This window comes from Flaviflexus sp. (assembly GCF_041440645.1).
Taxonomy (GTDB): domain Bacteria; phylum Actinomycetota; class Actinomycetes; order Actinomycetales; family Actinomycetaceae; genus Flaviflexus.
The window spans coordinates 48,435-65,499 of record NZ_JASDVN010000055.1 but is presented as its reverse complement, the minus strand read 5'-3'; the positions used below and the strand labels follow the sequence as shown (position 1 = coordinate 65,499).

Below are 17,065 nucleotides of genomic sequence, written 5' to 3'. Positions count from 1 at the left end.
CCATCCCCAACTTCGAAATCAAAGAAAACCTGCCAACTACTTGACGCGGGACAGCTAAGAACTACTCTGGGGACACTTGTTTGATCTCAAGACTGAGCGACGAGTCTGACGGTCACGTTGGAGACGCTGAGATTCTTGGAGGCAATTGCACGCCAACTGATGTCGCTTTGAGATCAGGGGTAGTAGTGAAACTAGAAGGAGCTGAGGGGACAGCTGTTTCGATGCACATGCTTTCGGAAGAGCTGTCTGCTGAAGGTTCGAGGGCTCTCAATAGAGAAATGTCGCTCGTTGGTGGTGAGGTTATTCAGCGTGGTGGCACAACTCTAGCTGTAGTGCCGTCCGACAAAGCAGACGGGGTTTCCGGGCTTCTCGTAGAAGCTGACAGCGGTCATTCGATAGAACTGGAACTCATCAGTGAATGAGCGCGTAGCCTGGGGCGTTGGCTCAATGTGCGTGGAACATGAATAGGTGACGAAATGGTGGAACCGACGAGAATGGACAAGCAGCGAAAAGTTGCTGTTGTTCGAGGCTTGCTGGCGCCAGTCGTCGCTATCGTCGGACTGGGAGCAGTTGGCTTCTTCAACATTCGGATAGATGCCGCACATCGAGGAGCCAGCGTTGACTGGTCGAACGAGATCTCCCGTCTCGATGCTCCCTCGCCGCTGTGGTGGTCACTAGGTCTTGTGGTTGTGTCTGCACTCATCCTCGCATGCGTGTGGCCCACTCCAAGGACTCGCTTGTCGAGCATTGCTCCTCTCATCAGTGGGGCCGTGCTTTTCGCTTGCGCTGTGTGGGGGCAGGTGGCTAGAGATCCTGGCTTCGTCTCGATATTCGATACTGGGCAGGCAAATAGCATGTCTGATCCCGTACCCGGATTCGAAGAATCAGCCGCCTCGCAGTGGCTGATGGCGGGTGCTCTGAGTGCCGCTACCTATGCCCTGATTGGAGCCATGATCGCTTTGGCTTTATATGCGACCAAAGGTTCGAGGAAATTCATGCCATTCAGTGAACGCTGACCTGGACTTTTCGATCGTTGCTTTCGGTGTGCAAGCTTCTTTGTCGCAGCGGTCGATGGGATGCCTGAGTCTGGGCCCGTTACCAACTCGTGAGGCCGGCACGGTCTTGTGGCGCTCCGTTGGCTTGCGTCAATGTGTGCAAGATCTGTCGAAGAGCTCCCGTTGATCCATTGTCCTCAGTGTCTTAAGCCTCTGTGATGACGTTCCGTCGTGTGCGCTAGGCGAATGTCTTTGCGACGTCGGGGTTCTTGTCGATGTAGGCGTCGAGAACTGATTTGGCGACGGCGATGGAGTCGACGAGGGGATGAGCGGCGAGGGCCTTCCACGCAATCGACTTGTCTCCTGAGAGGGCGGCGTCGATGACAAGTTCCTCGCAGGCCTTGACCGAGATCACAAGCCCGAGCTCGGGACCGGTGAGCGGCTCATGCATGATGGGGTGGATTCCGCTGCCGTCCACGTTGCAGGGAACCTCAACGACTGCGTCCTCGCGGAGCTGGGGAATGATGAGGCGATCGGCGTCGTCGTTGGCAACGCCCAGGATCATCCGGGCAGGGGTGCCGGTTGCGAGGGCGGTCATGAGCTCGAGTGCGACGTGCTCGTAGCCGCCTCCCATGTCTTCCTCCCGGCGAGCTTCGCCTTCTTCCCGGGACTCTGCCATGTAGGTTGCTTCGCGCTCGTTGTGTGTCGCGGTCCAGAGCTCACCCGCTCGTGCTGGGTCCTTCTGTGCCTGCTCGTAGAAGCTGCCCTGCTGATCGTGGAGGAACTCGCCTCGGGTCTGTCCGTGGGAGATGGATGCAACCGATTCGCGGTTGAAATAGTAGTAGTACAGGTATTCGTTCGGGATTGCGCCAAGGGTGCGCACCCAGTCGAAGCCAACCGTGCGGGCCTCCTCGAGGCGCTCCAGCTTCGCATCGTCCGCAATGATCGACGGAAGCAGATCCTCGCCATCAAGGCTGAGCGAACGCAACCACCCAAGGTGGTTCAGGCCCACGTAATCGTAGGTGATGTCCTTTTCCTTGTGTCCCGCAACTAGTGCCGCTCGTCGAACGAGACCGATCGGGGTGTCGCAGATGCCGACGACCTTGGGATGGACGGTGCGCATCGCCTGCGTGATGATGCCGGCGGGGTTGGTGAAGTTGATGACCCACGCCTCGGGAGCGTGCTGACGGACGGTCTCGGCGAGCCTCATGGCCTCGGGAATGGTGCGGAAGGCGTAGGCGTAGCCGCCCACGCCAACGGTTTCCTGCCCGAGGATGCCGCGGGAGAGTGCCTCCCGTTCGTCGATCACGCGCCCGCAGGTGCCGCCGATGCGCATGGCGGAGAAGATGAAGTCCGCTCCCTTGACCGCGTCTGTCATGTCGGTCGTGACCGTGATCGTTGGGAGATTCTTGTATCCCAGCTGGGTGACAACGTCCCTCATGACCCCGAGCCTGTCGGGGGAGACGTCGTAGAGGCACACTTCTGTCAGGTTGATGGGGAGGTTAGGGTCTGCCAGGACACTGAGGATCTGTGGGACGCGGAAACCGCCGCCACCGACAAGGAGAAGTTTCATGGATGAATCACCTGTATGTTGTGGGACTTGATGGAATCAACTATAGGGCCCGTGGCTGTCGTCACCACGCCATCAAACTGGGTGACTGAGCAGACCTTGAGGATGCCGGAACCGGGGAACTTATCGGGGGTGGCTACCAGGTAGGCACTGGAGGAGTTGCGCAGGATCGACTGCTTGATCGGGACCTCCGTGCCGGTCGAGTCCATGACCGACATGTCCTCGCGAACCCCCGAGGTGCCGAGGAAGGCGATGTCTGCGCGGAGCTGATCGAGGGCCTGTTCGGTCAGTGACCCGACCATCGACAGGTAGGTGCTGCGCACAACGCCACCGAGGATGACGAGTTCCGTGTCGGGGGAGTTGCGCAGGATATCGACGACGGCGAGGGAGGCGGTCAGGACCGTGACTCTGCGACCAAAAAGGGCCTGCGCTACGGCCGCGGTGGTCGTCCCGATGTCGATGAGAACTATGTCTCCATCTTTCACGAGCTCTGCAGCGGCGCTACCGATCCACTGCTTGTCCGCCGCAGCGTGTGGCGCAATCTGCTCGAAGGTGCGTGCATCAACCTCGATCGTGCCGCCGCGCACCCTCTGGAGCTTGCCCTGAGCATCAAGCAGGTTCAGGTCTCGTCGAATCGTGGATTTCGAGACCTGAAAGCGTTCGGACAGGGACACGACATCGAGTCCCCCGGAAGAGCGCACCTCGTCGAGGATGCGTTTCCTGCGTTCGGCGGGGAGCATGTAATGAGCATAATGAATCGGGAAAACGTTCACAAGCACGCAGATTCAATCACTTGCATTCAGGAAATCGCGCCTTTAGGCTTCCCCTATGGGTTATGTCACGCAGGGCGGTGGTCGACCAACCGTCTATGTCGCCGGCTCTTTGTTCCTCGATATCGTCATGGCGGGGCTGAATCACGCACCCCGCCCGGGCGAAGAGCAGTGGGTTGCTGGCAGTGGCATCATGCCAGGAGGAGTTGCGAACCAAGCCGTCGCCTGTGCGCGCCTGGGCATGATCTCCTCCGTGATCACCTACGTCGGCCAGGATCGCGCGGGGCGTTGGGTGAGCGAGATGCTTGCCGAGGACAACGTCGACATGTCCCTGGCCGAGCACACGGGGCATCAGAACATCACCGTGTCTTTGGTGATGGAGGGGGATCGCGCACTCACCACCCACGGTGCCGACGAGGTTCCACTACCGCCCGAGGGCATTGCGGCTCCAACGATCTTCATGGCCTCCCTTCCCTACCTCATGCGTGCGAGGGAGCACGTGGAGAGATGGCGGGAGCAGGGCACCATCGTCATTGCCGATACCGGGTGGGACGAGACCGGCCAGTGGCCGGTCGAGCATCTGCACGCACTCGAGGTCGCCGATGTCTTCGTGCCCAACTGTGCAGAGGCGCAGCACTACACGCGGACCCTCACGTTTGAGGATGCCGCACGGGAACTCACGAGGTACGTGCCCACGGTCGTGGTGACATGCGGCGGTGAGGGCGTTCACGTTTCTCGGCGGGATGGCGATAATATTCAAACTGAGGTATTTTCAGCAATCTCGGTCGATGCCATCGATACGACGGGTGCTGGGGATGCGTTCAGTGCGGGATTCGCGACTGGCCTGGCAACAGGAGCATCACTTGCGGACAGCATTCACGTGGGACAGTGCGCTGCGGCGTGGACGGTCTCACGGATTGGCGGATCGTGCGCTGCACCAACCATGCATGAACTAATCGATTGGGTAGAGAACAACGGTGAACTTAACGAACTCGTGGGCTACTCAGTCCGTGCAGTTCAGTCACGAGTCAATGGTGTTACGACGCAATGATGCGTCTGACGGAAGGATAGAACATGAGAACTAGTCGAAAGATTGTGGGGCTGAGTGCGGCAGCGCTTCTCGTCCTCACGGCCTGTAACCCCTCGTCCTCGGACGATGAGGAAACAACAACCGGCACGGAGGGTAGCGGCGAGGTCTCGACCGATATCTCCGATGCTCCCGAGCAGACCCTCGTCGTGTGGGACCAGGAGGTCCGCGGCGGACAGAACGAACAGATGGAACGCCTAAACGAAGCGTTCATGGACAAGTACCCGAACATCACGATCGAGCGTAACTCGCAGTCGTTCGATGATCTGCAGACCACCCTGCGTCTCGCGCTCTCTGGCAACGACGCTCCCGACGTTGTCCAGGCCAACAACTCCCGCTCGATGATGGGACAGTTCGTCTCTTCGGGCCAGATCCAGTGCCTCGACGACTACGTCGATGCATACGAATGGGATTCCCGCTTCTCCGAGCAGATCCTCGGCTACTCCTCCTACTCCGAGGACGCCACCGTCTTCGGTGAGGGCTGCGTCTACGGTCTCCCGCAGGTCGGCGAGACCGTCGGCATCTACTACTCAGAGTCCAAGCTCGATGAACTCGGCCTCGAGTACCCGCAGTCCTGGGCGGAGCTCGAAGAGCAGCTGCCACAGATCGTCGAGGCAGGGGAGACCCCGCTCGTTCTCGGCAACATCGACAAGTGGCCCGCGGGTCACGTGTTCGGTGCCATCCAGGGCGAGTACGTGTCCGCCGATCAGATCAGCACCCTCGGCTTCGGTAACCGCGGAGCGTCGTGGGACACCGAAGAAAACATCGAGGCGGCAGCCGAGCTCCAGAACTGGGTGGAGGAAGGCTACTTCAACGCAGGCGTCAACGGCGCCGACTACGACCAGGTCTGGCAGGACTTCGCCAACGGCGAGGGCGTCTACCTGATCGCAGGCTCCTGGCTCGCAGCCGACCTCGGCGATGCCATGGGCGATGATGTTCGATTCGCGCTTCCCCCGAGCGAAGGCCCCACCACCACCGGTGGCACCGGCCTTCCGTTCGCCATGACCTCCGCGGCCAAGGATCCCGATGTGGCGGCAGCCTACATCGACTTCATCACCTCCGATGAGGCCATGCAGATCCTCGCAGAGACCGGCAACGTGCCCGTCAACAACGCGGCCGACTACGCGGACGAGGCAGAAGGCGTTGTCGCCGACGTCATGATCGCGTTCGACGAGCTGACCACCACCGGCAACATCACCCCCTACCTGGACTGGGCAACAGAGACCATGGACCAGGTCATCGGTGATGCTCTGCAGAACCTCATCGCAGGCAACGTCACCCCTGAAGAGTTCGTCCAAACTCTTGAGGAAGCCTACTCTGAGGCCACGAACTAGCAATGGCTGTTCTCCCTGAGGTAGCCGGCGCCACCAAAGGTGGCGCCGGCCCTCGGCGCAAGGCGCGCACGAAGCGCCGCATCCGGCTCCTGACATCGGTCGCCCTGCTTGCGGTTCCCGTACTCGTCTACGGCGCCTTTATTATTTACCCACTCATCAGGGTCGTTGGGCTCTCCATGTGGGAGTGGGACGGACTTGGGGACGCCACCTGGGCCGGCTTCGACAACTACGTGGCGATCTGGGACGATCCGCGCCTGCGAGACGCCTTCCTGCACGGCCTCGTCCTCATTTTCTTCTTCGCGATCCTGCCCATCTTCATCGGCCTACCGCTCGCCTCCATGCTCGTGCGAAGCAAGGTCAAGGGCCTCGGCTTCTTCCGCATCGTCGTGTTCCTGCCACAGGTCATTGCCATGGTGGTTCTCGCGGTCGCGTGGCGCAATATTTATGCAATAAACGGACCGATCAACACGGTCCTGGGTTGGTTCGGTGTGGAAATGAACGAGTCGTTCCTCGGCTCCTTCACGTGGGCTCTACCCGCGGTCGGTTTCATCGGAACCTGGGTGTCCGTTGGTCTCGTGACCGTGCTCCTCATGTCCGGCATCGCCCGCATCGACGAGTCCTACTACGAGGCGGCCACCCTTGACGGTGTCGGCCCCCTCGGCAAGTTCTGGTACATCACCCTCCCGGCCGTGCGTGCAGAGATCCTTGTCTGCATCACCCTCACGACCATCAACGCTCTCAAGACCTTCGACCTCGTCTACATGACGACGGCCGGTGGCCCGGGCACATCTACGACGGTGCCCGCCTACGAAGTCTTCTATCAGGCCTTCCGTGCAGGCAACGTCGGTACTGCGTCGGCGCTCGCGGTGGTCCTCACCATCCTGATCTTCATGATCAACCTGGTCGTCAACATCCTCGGTGAAAGGGAAAAGAAGTAATGTCCCGTACCGAGAAGCTGTTCACCTACGCCATCCTCATTCTGTTCGCGGTCTCCGTGCTGTACCCGATTCTCTCGGTCTTTGTTCGTTCCCTCGACTCCACGGTCGCAACCGACCACTCGTGGGGCCACTTCGAGAACTACGCGACCGCCTGGGAAGACGGCAACTTCAATCAGTACATGAAGAACTCGGTGATGATCGCACTGTTGGTCGTCACCACCGCTCTCATCCTGTCGGTCATGACCGGCTACGTCCTGGGCGTCATCCGGCCCAAGGGCGGCAACATCATCTTCTTCATCTTCCTTGCCGGCATGATGGTGCCCGCCGAGGCACTCGTGCTGCCCCTCTACTTCGACTTCCGCGATCTTGGGCTGACTGACACGATCTGGGCCGTCGCGATGCCGCAGATCGCCCAATCCCTGGCCTTTGGTACGTTCTGGATGAGGGCGTACTTCAGGGGAGTGAACCCATCGATCATTGATGCGGCACGCATGGACGGTGCGAGCGAGTGGCAGGTCCTGTGGCGCGTTCTGCTTCCCATGGGCCGCCCCGCGATCGTCACCCAGATCATGATCACGTTCATGTGGACCTGGAACGACTTCCTCATTCCGCTCGTCATGTCGCCCACGGGACGCTTCCGCACCGCCCCGATGAGCCTCGCGTTCTTCGAAACGAACCACACCTCATCGGCGGTTCTCATGTCAGCCGCGGCCGTGCTCGTGGCACTGCCCATGATCATTCTCTACATCTTCCTGCAAAAGTACTTCATTGCAGGCATGACCGAGGGATCGGTCAAGGAATAGAAGCTGCGTGGGTGGGTGCAATTGCGTCCGCCCACGTGCCTTTTAGTCCACCAGGCACGCGCCATGGGACCACCCGGCCCCATCACATCGAACGATTCGACGCTGTCGAACCATTCGACCAGGCGGCGAACACCGTTCGCTTTGCTATATCATTTTTCACTCTCGGCCTCGTCATACCATCGCAAGGATGCTGGGTAGGATGAGCGCACAATAAAGCATTGCGTAGCCTACTGCTACCCGAAATGCAATTTCAGGCCAAAAATGGGAATATGTCCCGTTTACTACCGGCACAGTTTATTTATACGTAGGCTGTGCTCTACAGCGTCGACCTGATCTGTCGGATCGACGAGGGTAAGGGCTTCAAGGAGGAAGCATGAAATGGAAAATGGGATTGGCGATGGTTGCTGTCGCCAGCCTGCTGACCCCAACGTTGGCGAGCGCCGGTGATGGGGTCAGTGCCGAAGAAACACTACAAATTGAAGAGGGCACCCGATCGACCGACGTCGATCCCGTCAAGCTCGACGTACTCGCTGTCTGGTCGCATCCGGACGACGATGCTGGAATCATCGCTCCGTGCGGTGTGTGGGGCGACCTCGACGACATCGACTGCGGCATCATGCTCACCACACGCGGTGAGGGTGGCTCGAACTCGGTGGGACCGGAGGCAGGTCCCGACCTAGGTCTACGCCGCGAAAACGAAGACCGAGCATCCCACGTACGCGCGGGAACGGTTGACCTGTACTACCTGGACAAGGTCGACTTCTTCTACAACACCTCCGCGCCGCTCACCGAGCAGGCGTGGGGCGAAGAGGATGTCCTCCGCAGGGCAGTCCGCGTCGTCCGCGAGACCCAGCCCGAGATCCTCGTGGGATGGACGGGTTCGGTCACGGCAGGACACGGCAACCACCAGTACGCCGGCAGGCTCACTTATGACATTGCCGCCGCAGCATCCGATCCGACAATGTTCCCCGAGCAGCTCGAGGGACCGAACGCCGTCGACACCTGGCAGGTGAAGAAGGTCGTTCAGCAGATGTGGCGCGCTCCCGCAGGTACGGGAATCGTCACCAACGCCCCGAACTGCATGGCTAACTACACGCCGAGCAACCCGAACGCCTACACCGTTCACGGAACCTGGACCGGTTACGAGTCCGAGTACGAGTGGGTCGAGGGCAACACTGCTGGCGTTCCGGCAGGCACGAAGAAATCCTGGGCCCAGGTGGGTCGCGAGGACGGTCAGCTCCACGCCACCCAGGCCCGCACCATGGTCAAGGGCGTCGTCGACCCGGGCTGCGTCAACTACCTCGTGGGTGAATCCTGGGTTCCGATGCAGGAACTGGGAACCACGGAGGCGGGTAATGACCTCGCCGTTCACTACGGTGCTTCGATCCAGGATCCGGGCGGCATGCCTATCGGCACCATCTACTACCCGGAGGCAACCGATTACTTCGCTGCTCCCGGTGAGAGCACTCCCGTGACCCTGACCGTCACCGCCGGCGACACGGCAACCCCCGCGGGCACCGCCACCGTTGAGGTTCCTGAAGGCTGGAGCGTCGATAGCGACGCACAGATCCCCGCACTCGCCCCCGGCGAGACCGTGACCGTTGACTTCTCGGTCAACGTGGCGGCCGGCGAGACCCCCGGCGTGGTGCGCCTGCCCGTCAGGTTCGCTGGCGACGGCGTGACCGCCTACAACGAGACCCACGTCGAAGTGACCGCACCCGTTGATGGTCGCTTCAGCCGCTGGGGCAACTTCCTCGAGTTTGAGGAATGGACCGACGCATCCGGTGTCAGGGTCGAGGGCAACTCGCCCGCGATCAACCAGATCGGTGCCGGCGAATCCGTCTCCCTCGATGTGGACGTCACGAACAGGACCTCCGAGCCCGCCTCGGGCACGGTCGCGTTCGATGTTCCCGATGGCTTCAGCCTCGACCAGGACACCGTGGCATTCGAGAACGTGGCCCCGGGCGAGACCGAGGTTGTGACCGCTACGCTCACGCACCTCGATCCCAGCGACTTGGGTGGCCGGATCGAGAAGGTCTCGATCACGACCACGTCCGGTACCTCCGTTGCGGAGGAGACCATGGATCTGTACGTCGTTCCGACGACCGTGATCCCGGAACTCGAGTCTGCACCCTCGGTTGATGGCAACGGCGACGAGTACACCGCCGCGATCGACGTGTCCTCCCTCTGGGAAGAACCCGCCTGCGAGAACGATGTCGACTGTGGCGCCGACAGCACCGCGAAGCTCGGTTGGTACGACGATGCGGCCTACATGTGGATCGATGTTGTTGACGACACCGCCTCCGCAGCTGCAACCCCCGACCGCTGCTTCGGCCACTGGCTCGTCGACTCCGTTGAGGTTCAGCTCGATCCTCTCGGCAACGGTGTCGATACCTCCTCGACCTTCAAACTCGGTATCTTCCCCTTCACGGAGGATGCTGAGAACTGGGCCGGAAACGGCGTGAACGGACCGTGCTGGACGAGGGACGCTGACAACCATCAGGGCTTCTCCTCCGGACCGCTCGCCGCCGACATCGAGGGTGGCCTGAACGCCGAAGGCGTTGAGGTCGCTGTCAACGTGGAACGCGACGGCAACTCCTACGTGGGTGGCCGCTACCAGATCGAGGTCAAAATTCCTCTCGATCAGCTCCCCGCAGCCACCGGACCTACCTCCGCCGCACCCACGGGTGACGCGGCCACGAACGACCTTGACCCCACCTACATGGGGCTCAACGTTTCTCCCTACGACACCGACAATCAGAGCTTTGTTGGTGAAACGCGACTCGCATGGTCTGCGTTCGGCTCTCAGCAGTCCGAGCCCTACCGCTGGGGTCACGCCTACCTCGATGGCTACGAGCCGCCCGCGGATCGCTCCACTGAGGTCTCCGAACCCATCATCCCGAACACGGCACTCCAGGGCGCAGAGTCCCCGCAGACTGTGTACCAGTCCGCCACCACCGGCAACACCATTGCTGGCCTTCAGCCCAACACGAGTGTCGACGTGACGCCGTCGCTCTCGGGTGACACCGTCAACCTCGCGGTCGATGGGGCGACGGAGGGCACCGTCCGAGCATTCGTGTGGCAGGGCGATCCCACCTACATTCCCGTGTGGACCAGCTCGTGTGCAGTCTCCGAGTACGGAAACGATGCGTGTTCCGCCTCCGACGGTCAGGCTCGTCCATGGGCGCCGGACATGGGCGGCAGGCTCCTGGCCTCGGCCGAGGGCGATGCGGCCACGGGCGCGCTCGCGGTTGATCTCGCCGGCGTCGAAGTCGATACCGACCAGGACGTCTACCTGCTCGTGTCCTACGCGGATGCGACGGAGGTTGCAGCGTGGTCCTTCCCGGTCACGGCAACCGATGCTCCCGAGGAGCCAACCGCTCCGACAAAGGGCAACCTATTTTTTGTTGCAAACAGCTGGACCACAACCTCCGCCGATGAGACCGTCGTGTTTGGTCGCAAGGGAGATGAGGTTCTCGTTGGTGACTGGGATGGTGATGGCAAGGACACCCTCGGTGTTCGCCGCGGCAACCAGTTCTTCCTCGACAACTCCATCAAGTCCGGCAACGCCGACATCAGCTTCCGCTACGGCAAGGCAACCGATGAGGTGCTTGTTGGTGACTGGGATGGGGATGGCACCGACACCACCGCTATCCGTCGCGGCAACGCCTTCCACGTGAAGAACACTCTCGTGGGTGGCAGCTCCGATGTTAGCTTCCGTTACGGCAAGGCAACCGATGAGGCATACGTTGGTGACTTCGACGGAGATGATACGGACACGATCACGGTCCGTCGCGGTAACACCTTCTACGTTGCAAATGCTCTGGCTGGCGGTCCTGCGGCCGCTCAGTTCAACTACGGCAAGGCAAGCGACGAGGTGTTCATCGGCACCTACCAGGCCGATGCAAGCGACACGATCGCTCTGCGTCGCGGCAACGTCTTCCACGTCAAGTACACCTTGACCGGCGGCAATGCTGATATCAGCATCGGCTACGGCAGGGCCTCCGACAAGGCCTACGTCGGTGACTTCGACGGAGACGGTATCGACACCCCAGTCGTCAACCGTTACGTGAAGTAACAGCGACGACACGTCGTTCAAAAAAGGGATCCTCGGGACAGACACTGATCTGTCCCGGGGATCGCCCTGTCTGAACAGCTGACACAGCTACCGTGCTGTTGGTGCGGAACTAGCTCAGACCTAAGAGACTGGCCCAGGGGACTGGGTGAATGATGGTTGGTCGTGGGGAGTCGGTATGGTGGGAGGCATGGTTGATGCCCTGCTTGCCCACCTTGGTCTCTCCTCCCGTCCCCAGGCGATCCTGTGGGACATGGACGAAACTCTCATCGATACTGAGCCGGAATGGCTCGCGGCCTCCATCGAGGTCGTCGAGGGCAATGGTGGCATCTGGCATCCCGATGAGGATCCACAAAAGGTACTTGGCGTCTCCTCCGAAGAACACGTCCACACGCTCGCGACAGCAGTTGTTCGCGGTGGCGTGGAAGCCGATGGTTGGGAGCTGTTCGGGAAGGTCGTCCAGCACATCGAGACGCACCTGCGCCAGGGGTTCACTCTCATCCCGGGAGCTCAGGAGATACTCGATGCCTTCCACTCAGCAGGCATCCCCCAGGCGCTCGTAACGGCCTCACCTAAGCCCCTCGTTCAGGCGTTGTTCGATGGCATGGCAGGACACCCGCTCCAAGCATTTGTCTCCGGCAGCGACGATGTCCCCGGCAAACCTGACCCCGCACCATACCTCCTTGGTGCGGAGCGCATCGGCGTGGACATCGCCCAGTGCCTCGTCTTTGAGGATTCGGTGACTGGACTGGCTGCGGCACGAGCGTCGGGAGCAACGGTCGTGTCCGTCAATGACACCCCACTCTCCAGCCTCCTCGGCTACATCTGATGTAGACGCGACAGTCCCGCACGTTTAAACACCCGTGTCTTTCAAGCTTGGAAGCGAGCGTGCTACAAGCTCCGACCCACCCGGTACGAAGCTTCCTGCCCTCGTGATTCCCACTTGCGTAAAACCGCGGTAACACGCCGTTAACCGGCTGTTCATTTAAGCTCGAAAATGGTGGCACATTCCTCTGAAAAGGGGGTTGAGGAGCTTTCGAAATGGGTTTAGCCTGTGAGAGAATCGAGCCATGGGTCATGCACTTAAGACTTTCTTCGCCGTCCTGGGCGAGCTTCTCCTTGTCTTCCTCGTCCTTCTCGTTGGCGTCGAGGTTGTCCTGCACTTCTTCGCGGGAGAACCCAAGGTCTCCATCTCCGTCATCGTTGCTCTCGTTGGCACTGCCGGATTCTTTGCGTGGACGACCTACCGCAAGTCCACTCGAGTCGTCTAGTCGAGGACCAACTCCACCTGGATTGAATGAGCTACCGGCCATGCCGGTAGCTTTTCTTATGCTTTAACCCTCCACTTTGGGCTTCGGATCTTGGCCTCCAATTTGTACAAACAATCGCACCCAGCTCTTGCTGGCAGATCCCATCGCAAGCAATTGAATACCCGCTGTCGCTATCCTTCCGGGATGTATCGTCGCGCCGGTGGCGCCTATCGGCCCTCCTGTGAGTTGAAAAATTGATTTCTTCCAATGTTCTAACATTGCTTGCAAACCCGAAGTTAAACGTTTAACCTCCGAGTGTGAGGTAGTCACAAACAATCATTCGAGGAGGAATGATGAGTGAAAAACTAAGAGTAGGTGTCATCGGGCTTGGCGTCATGGGTGCGGATCACGCGCGCAACCTTGCTGCCGGTGTGCGCGGGGCCGAGCTCGCTGCAATCAGTGAGGCAATTCCGGAGCGAGCAAAGGCCATGGGCGAGGAACTTGGGGTTCCGCACGTCTTTACGAGTGGACCCGAGATGATCAGCTCCGGCGAGGTGGACGCAGTCATTATCGCCACCCCCGACGAGACGCACGCGGACCTCGTGAGAGCCGCCCTCGAAGCCGATCTGGCGATCCTGTGCGAGAAGCCGCTTGCCCCGACCGCTGAGGAGGCTCGCGAGCTTGTTACCCTGGCGGAAGCAAAGGACAAGCAGCTCATGTCCATGGGATTCATGCGCCGCTTCGATCTCGGATATCGCGCGCTCAGGGCCCGCATCGATCAGGGCGTGGACGGTGCACTACTCATGACCCACTCGGTCCACAGGAACGTGTCGGCGTATCCAGGGCAGGATTCTTCGGCCACAATCACGAACTCTGCAGTCCACGAGTTCGACATTATTCCGTGGCTCGTCGGCTCCCGCATCACCAAGGTCCAGTGGACCGCGGGACGAGCAACGTCCCTGCTCGATACTCGGCACGATCCGCAGTTTGTTCTCATGCACGATGAGAACGGCGCACTCCATACGGTGCAGGTTCAGGTGCATGCTCAGTACGGATACGATGTGCGATGCGAGGTCGTCAGCGAACGCGGTAGCGCCGAACTGGCAGCCGTGCCCGCACTCGTCGAAGAGAGCCCCGTTGTGGTGAGCCGCGATCTCACCCGTTCTGCACCCTACCCAGCCGACTGGCGCCCCCGGTTCGCAGATGCGTACCGCCGCGAGTTGCAGGCCTGGGTGACCGCAGCGCTCGCGGGCACGAGCCCCGACGATGCGGCATCGCCTCGCGATGCTCTTCAGGCGGCGCTCATCGCCAAGGCCGTTGTCGATTCGATGAACTCCGATTCAGCCATTGTTGAGGTCGAGTCGGTAGACGAGTGGATGGCAGCGAAATGAAGCTTGGTATCGTGACCGATTCACTGGCCGATTACACGTTAGAGGACATGCTCGATACGTGCGTTCGACTCGGAATCGAAGAGGTGGAGTTCCCGACCGGAGGTTGGTCAACGGCACCGCACTGCAAGGTGAGCGAGCTACTCGCCGATGACGATTCGCTACGAGCATTCAAGGCCGCGGTTGAGGATCGCGGTCTGAGAATCTCGGCCCTCAATGCTAATGGCAACCAGCTTCACCCGGTTATCGGACAGGACGTTGACAGGGTTCTGAGGGACACGGTCGAGTTGGCGCACCGACTCGAGGTCCCGACCGTGGTGTGCATGTCCGGGCTCCCGGGCGGAGGGCCTGGGGAACGCACCCCCAATTGGGTGACCACAAGCTGGCCTCCCGAAACTCAGGACATCCTGAACTACCAGTGGAACGACGTTGCGCTCCCGTACTGGAGTGAGATGGCGGAGTTTGGCAAAGAACGTGGCGTCCGCTTTGCGATCGAGATGCATGGCAATCAGCTCGTGTATTCCGGTGCCACACTCTTGAGGCTGCGCGATGCCATCGGCGATCAGGTGGGAGCAAACTTCGATCCCTCTCACCCGATGTGGATGGGTGCGAACCCGCAGGCGCTCGCACGCGAGCTCACCGGCGCGATCTACCACGTCCACGCGAAGGACTCACGAATTCAGCACGTGAACTCCGACGTCAACGGCGTACTCGACACTCAGCCTCCAAGCGAGTATCGCAAGCGCTCCTGGAACTACGTCACCCTCGGGCTTGGTTACCCGGGTGGAGTGCAGTTCTGGGGCCAGCTCCTGTGCGACCTTCGGGCAGCCGGATACGACGGAGTCCTCTCCATCGAGCACGAGGACATCCAGCTGGATGCTCTCGAAGGACTGACCCACACGGTCAATCTTCTTGGGTCCATCCTCCCAACCGCGGAACCGAGCTGGAAGCCGGCCGCCATCTAATCCTGGGAGGGCGCTTCTCCTCTGTGCGCCCTCCCAAACCCGCACAAGAAAAGGACAATGATGTCTGATAAGGAAAATATCCTTCCGAGGGGGACCGGCCCTCACGGGACGAGGTACCGGGACTCGTCGCCCGTATCCAGGCGGGTGGAAAGCAACGTGCTCCCATCCTTCTGGCCGGAGTCGCAACGATCGGCTCGTTCCTCTTTGGCTACGACACCGGCGTGATTGCTGGTGCACTGCCCTACATGTATCTCCCGCACTCGGCCTCCGGCCTCGATCTCGACTCCCTCTCCGAGGGCCTCGTGACCGCCATGCTGGCCTTCGGTGCAGCGTTTGGCGCTGTCATTGGCGGTCAGATCAACGACCGGATCGGCCGCCGCAAGAACATCCTCATTCTCGCGGGCCTGTTCATCCTCGGCACCGTTGGTTGCACCTTCGCGATGAGCGCCGAAATGATGTACCCGTTCCGCTTCATTCTGGGATGGGCGGTCGGTGGTGCCTCATCAACCGTGCCGCTTTATCTGGCGGAGACAGCTCCAAAGAGCATTCGTGGACCGATTGTTGCCGTCGACCAATTCATGATCGTGTTTGGGCAGTTCGTCGCGTACGTCATGAACGCGGGTATCGCTCGCATGAACCACGCACCTGAGGCGACCGTTGAGCTGGACCCGACTGGCACATACCAGGCCGGTGAGGTTGTTCCGTGGGACGTGCTTCAGCACATTGACGGCATTGTCGTCTCCGGCGGCAACGGCATGGCATGGCGGTGGATGCTTATCCTCGCAACAGTTCCCGCGATCCTCCTCTGGATCGGCATGCGCATGATGCCGGAATCCCCGCGCTGGTACGCAGCGAATCAGCGCTACTACGAGGCGATCTCCTCTCTCAAGCAGGTGCGCAACTCCGAGGACGAGGTGACTGAAGAGATCGTCGAGATGATCGACTTGGAGGCCCAACAGGCGAAAGTCGAGCAGTGGAGCATTAAACAGGGGCTGAGAACGAGATGGACGAGGCGGATTCTCTACATCGGCATCTGCCTCGGTATCTTCGATCAGCTCACAGGCATCAATACCGCAATGTGGTACATGCCGAAGATCCTCTCCTCCGCTGGTTTCTCAACGGCCGACGCCATCACCCTCAACGTTGTCACGGGCTTCGTGTCCGCCATCGGCTCCGCAACCGGATTCTATGTCGTTCACAAATTCATGCGCCGCAAGGTTGGCATGACGCAGGAGGCCTGCATCGCGATCTCACTCCTGGTCCTCTCCGCCATCTTCCACTTTGGCGTGGAACCCCACATTCTGGATAGCGGCGAGATCTCCGGATCGATCCCCGCCTTCGTGCCGTGGCTCGTCGTTGCCGTTGTCTGTGTGTTCGTGTTCGTCAAGCAGGCCGGTACCGTCGTCTGGATCGTCCTCGCAGAGATCTTCCCCGCGAAGATTCGTGGCGCATGGCAGGGATTTGCCATCGGTGCCCTGTGGACCTTCAACGGCGTCGTTGCCTTCGTGTTCCCTCCGATGATGGAGAACCTCGGCGGTGCCAAGACCTACCTGATCTTCGCACTGATCAACGTTGTCGCGTTCCTCTTCTACTGGAAGATTGTTCCAGAAACCAAGGACTCCTCGCTTGAGGAGATCGAGGAAAGGCTCAAGGCACGCTACTCGCGGCCAGGTGACGAAGACTAGGGGGCAGATTCTCGGTGCCGTCAGCAGCTCACTCTGCAAATGACAAGCATCAGACCGTGGGTCGGTAGGTTCATCTTGCCGACCCACACCCCTGTCGTCGGGGTGATTGGTGATGGGTGAAGCGAAAACAGCGGAGAACTCCTCAAGCAGAAGCGGTGGGGAGTTCCTGAAAGGAACGCCGTCGGGAGTTCCTGAGGCGAACGTG

Annotated in this window: 13 protein-coding genes; 11 read left to right on the top strand and 2 right to left on the bottom strand. The window is 60.5% G+C overall.

Annotation, left to right across the window (positions count from 1 at the left end):
• The first annotated feature begins 80 nt into the window (after nucleotides 1-80).
• The gene (locus QMB98_RS08495; protein ID WP_371685282.1) at nucleotides 81-422 is read left to right on the top strand and encodes a hypothetical protein; all 342 of its coding nucleotides are present in this window, start codon (nucleotides 81-83) and stop codon (nucleotides 420-422) included.
• An 811-nt stretch (nucleotides 423-1,233) separates the two neighbouring features.
• On the opposite strand, the gene QMB98_RS08490 is transcribed toward QMB98_RS08495, so the two are convergent.
• Nucleotides 1,234-2,568, bottom strand: a complete 1,335-nt coding sequence (locus tag QMB98_RS08490) for a 6-phospho-beta-glucosidase (RefSeq protein WP_371685280.1) — start codon at nucleotides 2,566-2,568, stop codon at nucleotides 1,234-1,236.
• Nucleotides 2,565-3,305 (bottom strand): DeoR/GlpR family DNA-binding transcription regulator, encoded by a 741-nt coding sequence (locus tag QMB98_RS08485; protein WP_371685279.1) that lies wholly within the window; start codon nucleotides 3,303-3,305, stop codon nucleotides 2,565-2,567. The genes QMB98_RS08490 and QMB98_RS08485 overlap by 4 nt, the downstream gene beginning before the upstream one ends.
• 88 nt (nucleotides 3,306-3,393) lie before the next feature.
• Between QMB98_RS08485 and QMB98_RS08480 the strand changes: the two genes are divergently transcribed.
• From QMB98_RS08480 to QMB98_RS08435, 10 genes are all read left to right on the top strand, one after another.
• Nucleotides 3,394-4,386 carry a carbohydrate kinase family protein gene (locus QMB98_RS08480; protein WP_371685278.1) on the top strand — a complete coding sequence of 331 codons (993 nt, stop codon included), beginning with the start codon at nucleotides 3,394-3,396 and terminating at the stop codon, nucleotides 4,384-4,386.
• A 23-nt stretch (nucleotides 4,387-4,409) separates the two neighbouring features.
• Nucleotides 4,410-5,756, top strand: a complete 1,347-nt coding sequence (locus QMB98_RS08475) for an ABC transporter substrate-binding protein (RefSeq protein WP_371685277.1) — start codon at nucleotides 4,410-4,412, stop codon at nucleotides 5,754-5,756.
• 2 nt (nucleotides 5,757-5,758) lie between these two features.
• Complete coding sequence (locus tag QMB98_RS08470) at nucleotides 5,759-6,694, top strand: carbohydrate ABC transporter permease (RefSeq protein ID WP_371685276.1); 936 nt, start codon at nucleotides 5,759-5,761, stop codon at nucleotides 6,692-6,694.
• The gene (locus QMB98_RS08465) at nucleotides 6,694-7,497 is read left to right on the top strand and encodes a carbohydrate ABC transporter permease (RefSeq protein WP_371685275.1); all 804 of its coding nucleotides are present in this window, start codon (nucleotides 6,694-6,696) and stop codon (nucleotides 7,495-7,497) included. Before QMB98_RS08470 ends, QMB98_RS08465 begins: the two co-directional genes overlap by 1 nt.
• 373 nt (nucleotides 7,498-7,870) lie before the next feature.
• Complete coding sequence (locus tag QMB98_RS08460) at nucleotides 7,871-11,575, top strand: sugar-binding protein (RefSeq protein WP_371685274.1); 3,705 nt, start codon at nucleotides 7,871-7,873, stop codon at nucleotides 11,573-11,575.
• 145 nt (nucleotides 11,576-11,720) lie between these two features.
• Nucleotides 11,721-12,401, top strand: a complete 681-nt coding sequence (locus QMB98_RS08455; RefSeq protein ID WP_371685273.1) for an HAD family hydrolase — start codon at nucleotides 11,721-11,723, stop codon at nucleotides 12,399-12,401.
• A gap of 241 nt (nucleotides 12,402-12,642) precedes the next feature.
• Entirely contained in the window at nucleotides 12,643-12,843 is a 201-nt protein-coding gene (locus tag QMB98_RS08450; protein ID WP_371685272.1) for a hypothetical protein, read from the top strand.
• A 332-nt stretch (nucleotides 12,844-13,175) separates the two neighbouring features.
• Nucleotides 13,176-14,213, top strand: a complete 1,038-nt coding sequence (locus QMB98_RS08445; RefSeq protein ID WP_371685271.1) for a Gfo/Idh/MocA family oxidoreductase — start codon at nucleotides 13,176-13,178, stop codon at nucleotides 14,211-14,213.
• A gap of 11 nt (nucleotides 14,214-14,224) precedes the next feature.
• On the top strand, nucleotides 14,225-15,175 hold the full coding sequence (locus QMB98_RS08440) for a sugar phosphate isomerase/epimerase family protein (protein WP_371685270.1): 951 nt from the start codon (nucleotides 14,225-14,227) through the stop codon (nucleotides 15,173-15,175).
• 221 nt (nucleotides 15,176-15,396) lie between these two features.
• Nucleotides 15,397-16,860: an MFS transporter gene (locus tag QMB98_RS08435; protein ID WP_371685269.1), complete on the top strand. Its 1,464-nt coding sequence runs from the start codon at nucleotides 15,397-15,399 to the stop codon at nucleotides 16,858-16,860.
• Nucleotides 16,861-17,065: the final 205 nt, after the last annotated feature.

Bases quoted from the DNA above. Each gene is read 5' to 3' on its own strand.
- QMB98_RS08445 (WP_371685271.1), top strand. From the start codon at position 13,176: ATGAGTGAAAAACTAAGAGTAGGTGTCATCGGGCTTGGCGTCATGGGT.
- QMB98_RS08480 (WP_371685278.1), top strand. From the start codon at position 3,394: ATGGGTTATGTCACGCAGGGCGGTGGTCGACCAACCGTCTATGTCGCC.
- QMB98_RS08450 (WP_371685272.1), top strand. From the start codon at position 12,643: ATGGGTCATGCACTTAAGACTTTCTTCGCCGTCCTGGGCGAGCTTCTC.
- QMB98_RS08490 (WP_371685280.1), bottom strand. From the start codon at position 2,568: ATGAAACTTCTCCTTGTCGGTGGCGGCGGTTTCCGCGTCCCACAGATC.
- QMB98_RS08470 (WP_371685276.1), top strand. From the start codon at position 5,759: ATGGCTGTTCTCCCTGAGGTAGCCGGCGCCACCAAAGGTGGCGCCGGC.
- QMB98_RS08485 (WP_371685279.1), bottom strand. From the start codon at position 3,305: ATGCTCCCCGCCGAACGCAGGAAACGCATCCTCGACGAGGTGCGCTCT.
- QMB98_RS08475 (WP_371685277.1), top strand. From the start codon at position 4,410: ATGAGAACTAGTCGAAAGATTGTGGGGCTGAGTGCGGCAGCGCTTCTC.
- QMB98_RS08460 (WP_371685274.1), top strand. From the start codon at position 7,871: ATGAAATGGAAAATGGGATTGGCGATGGTTGCTGTCGCCAGCCTGCTG.
- QMB98_RS08465 (WP_371685275.1), top strand. From the start codon at position 6,694: ATGTCCCGTACCGAGAAGCTGTTCACCTACGCCATCCTCATTCTGTTC.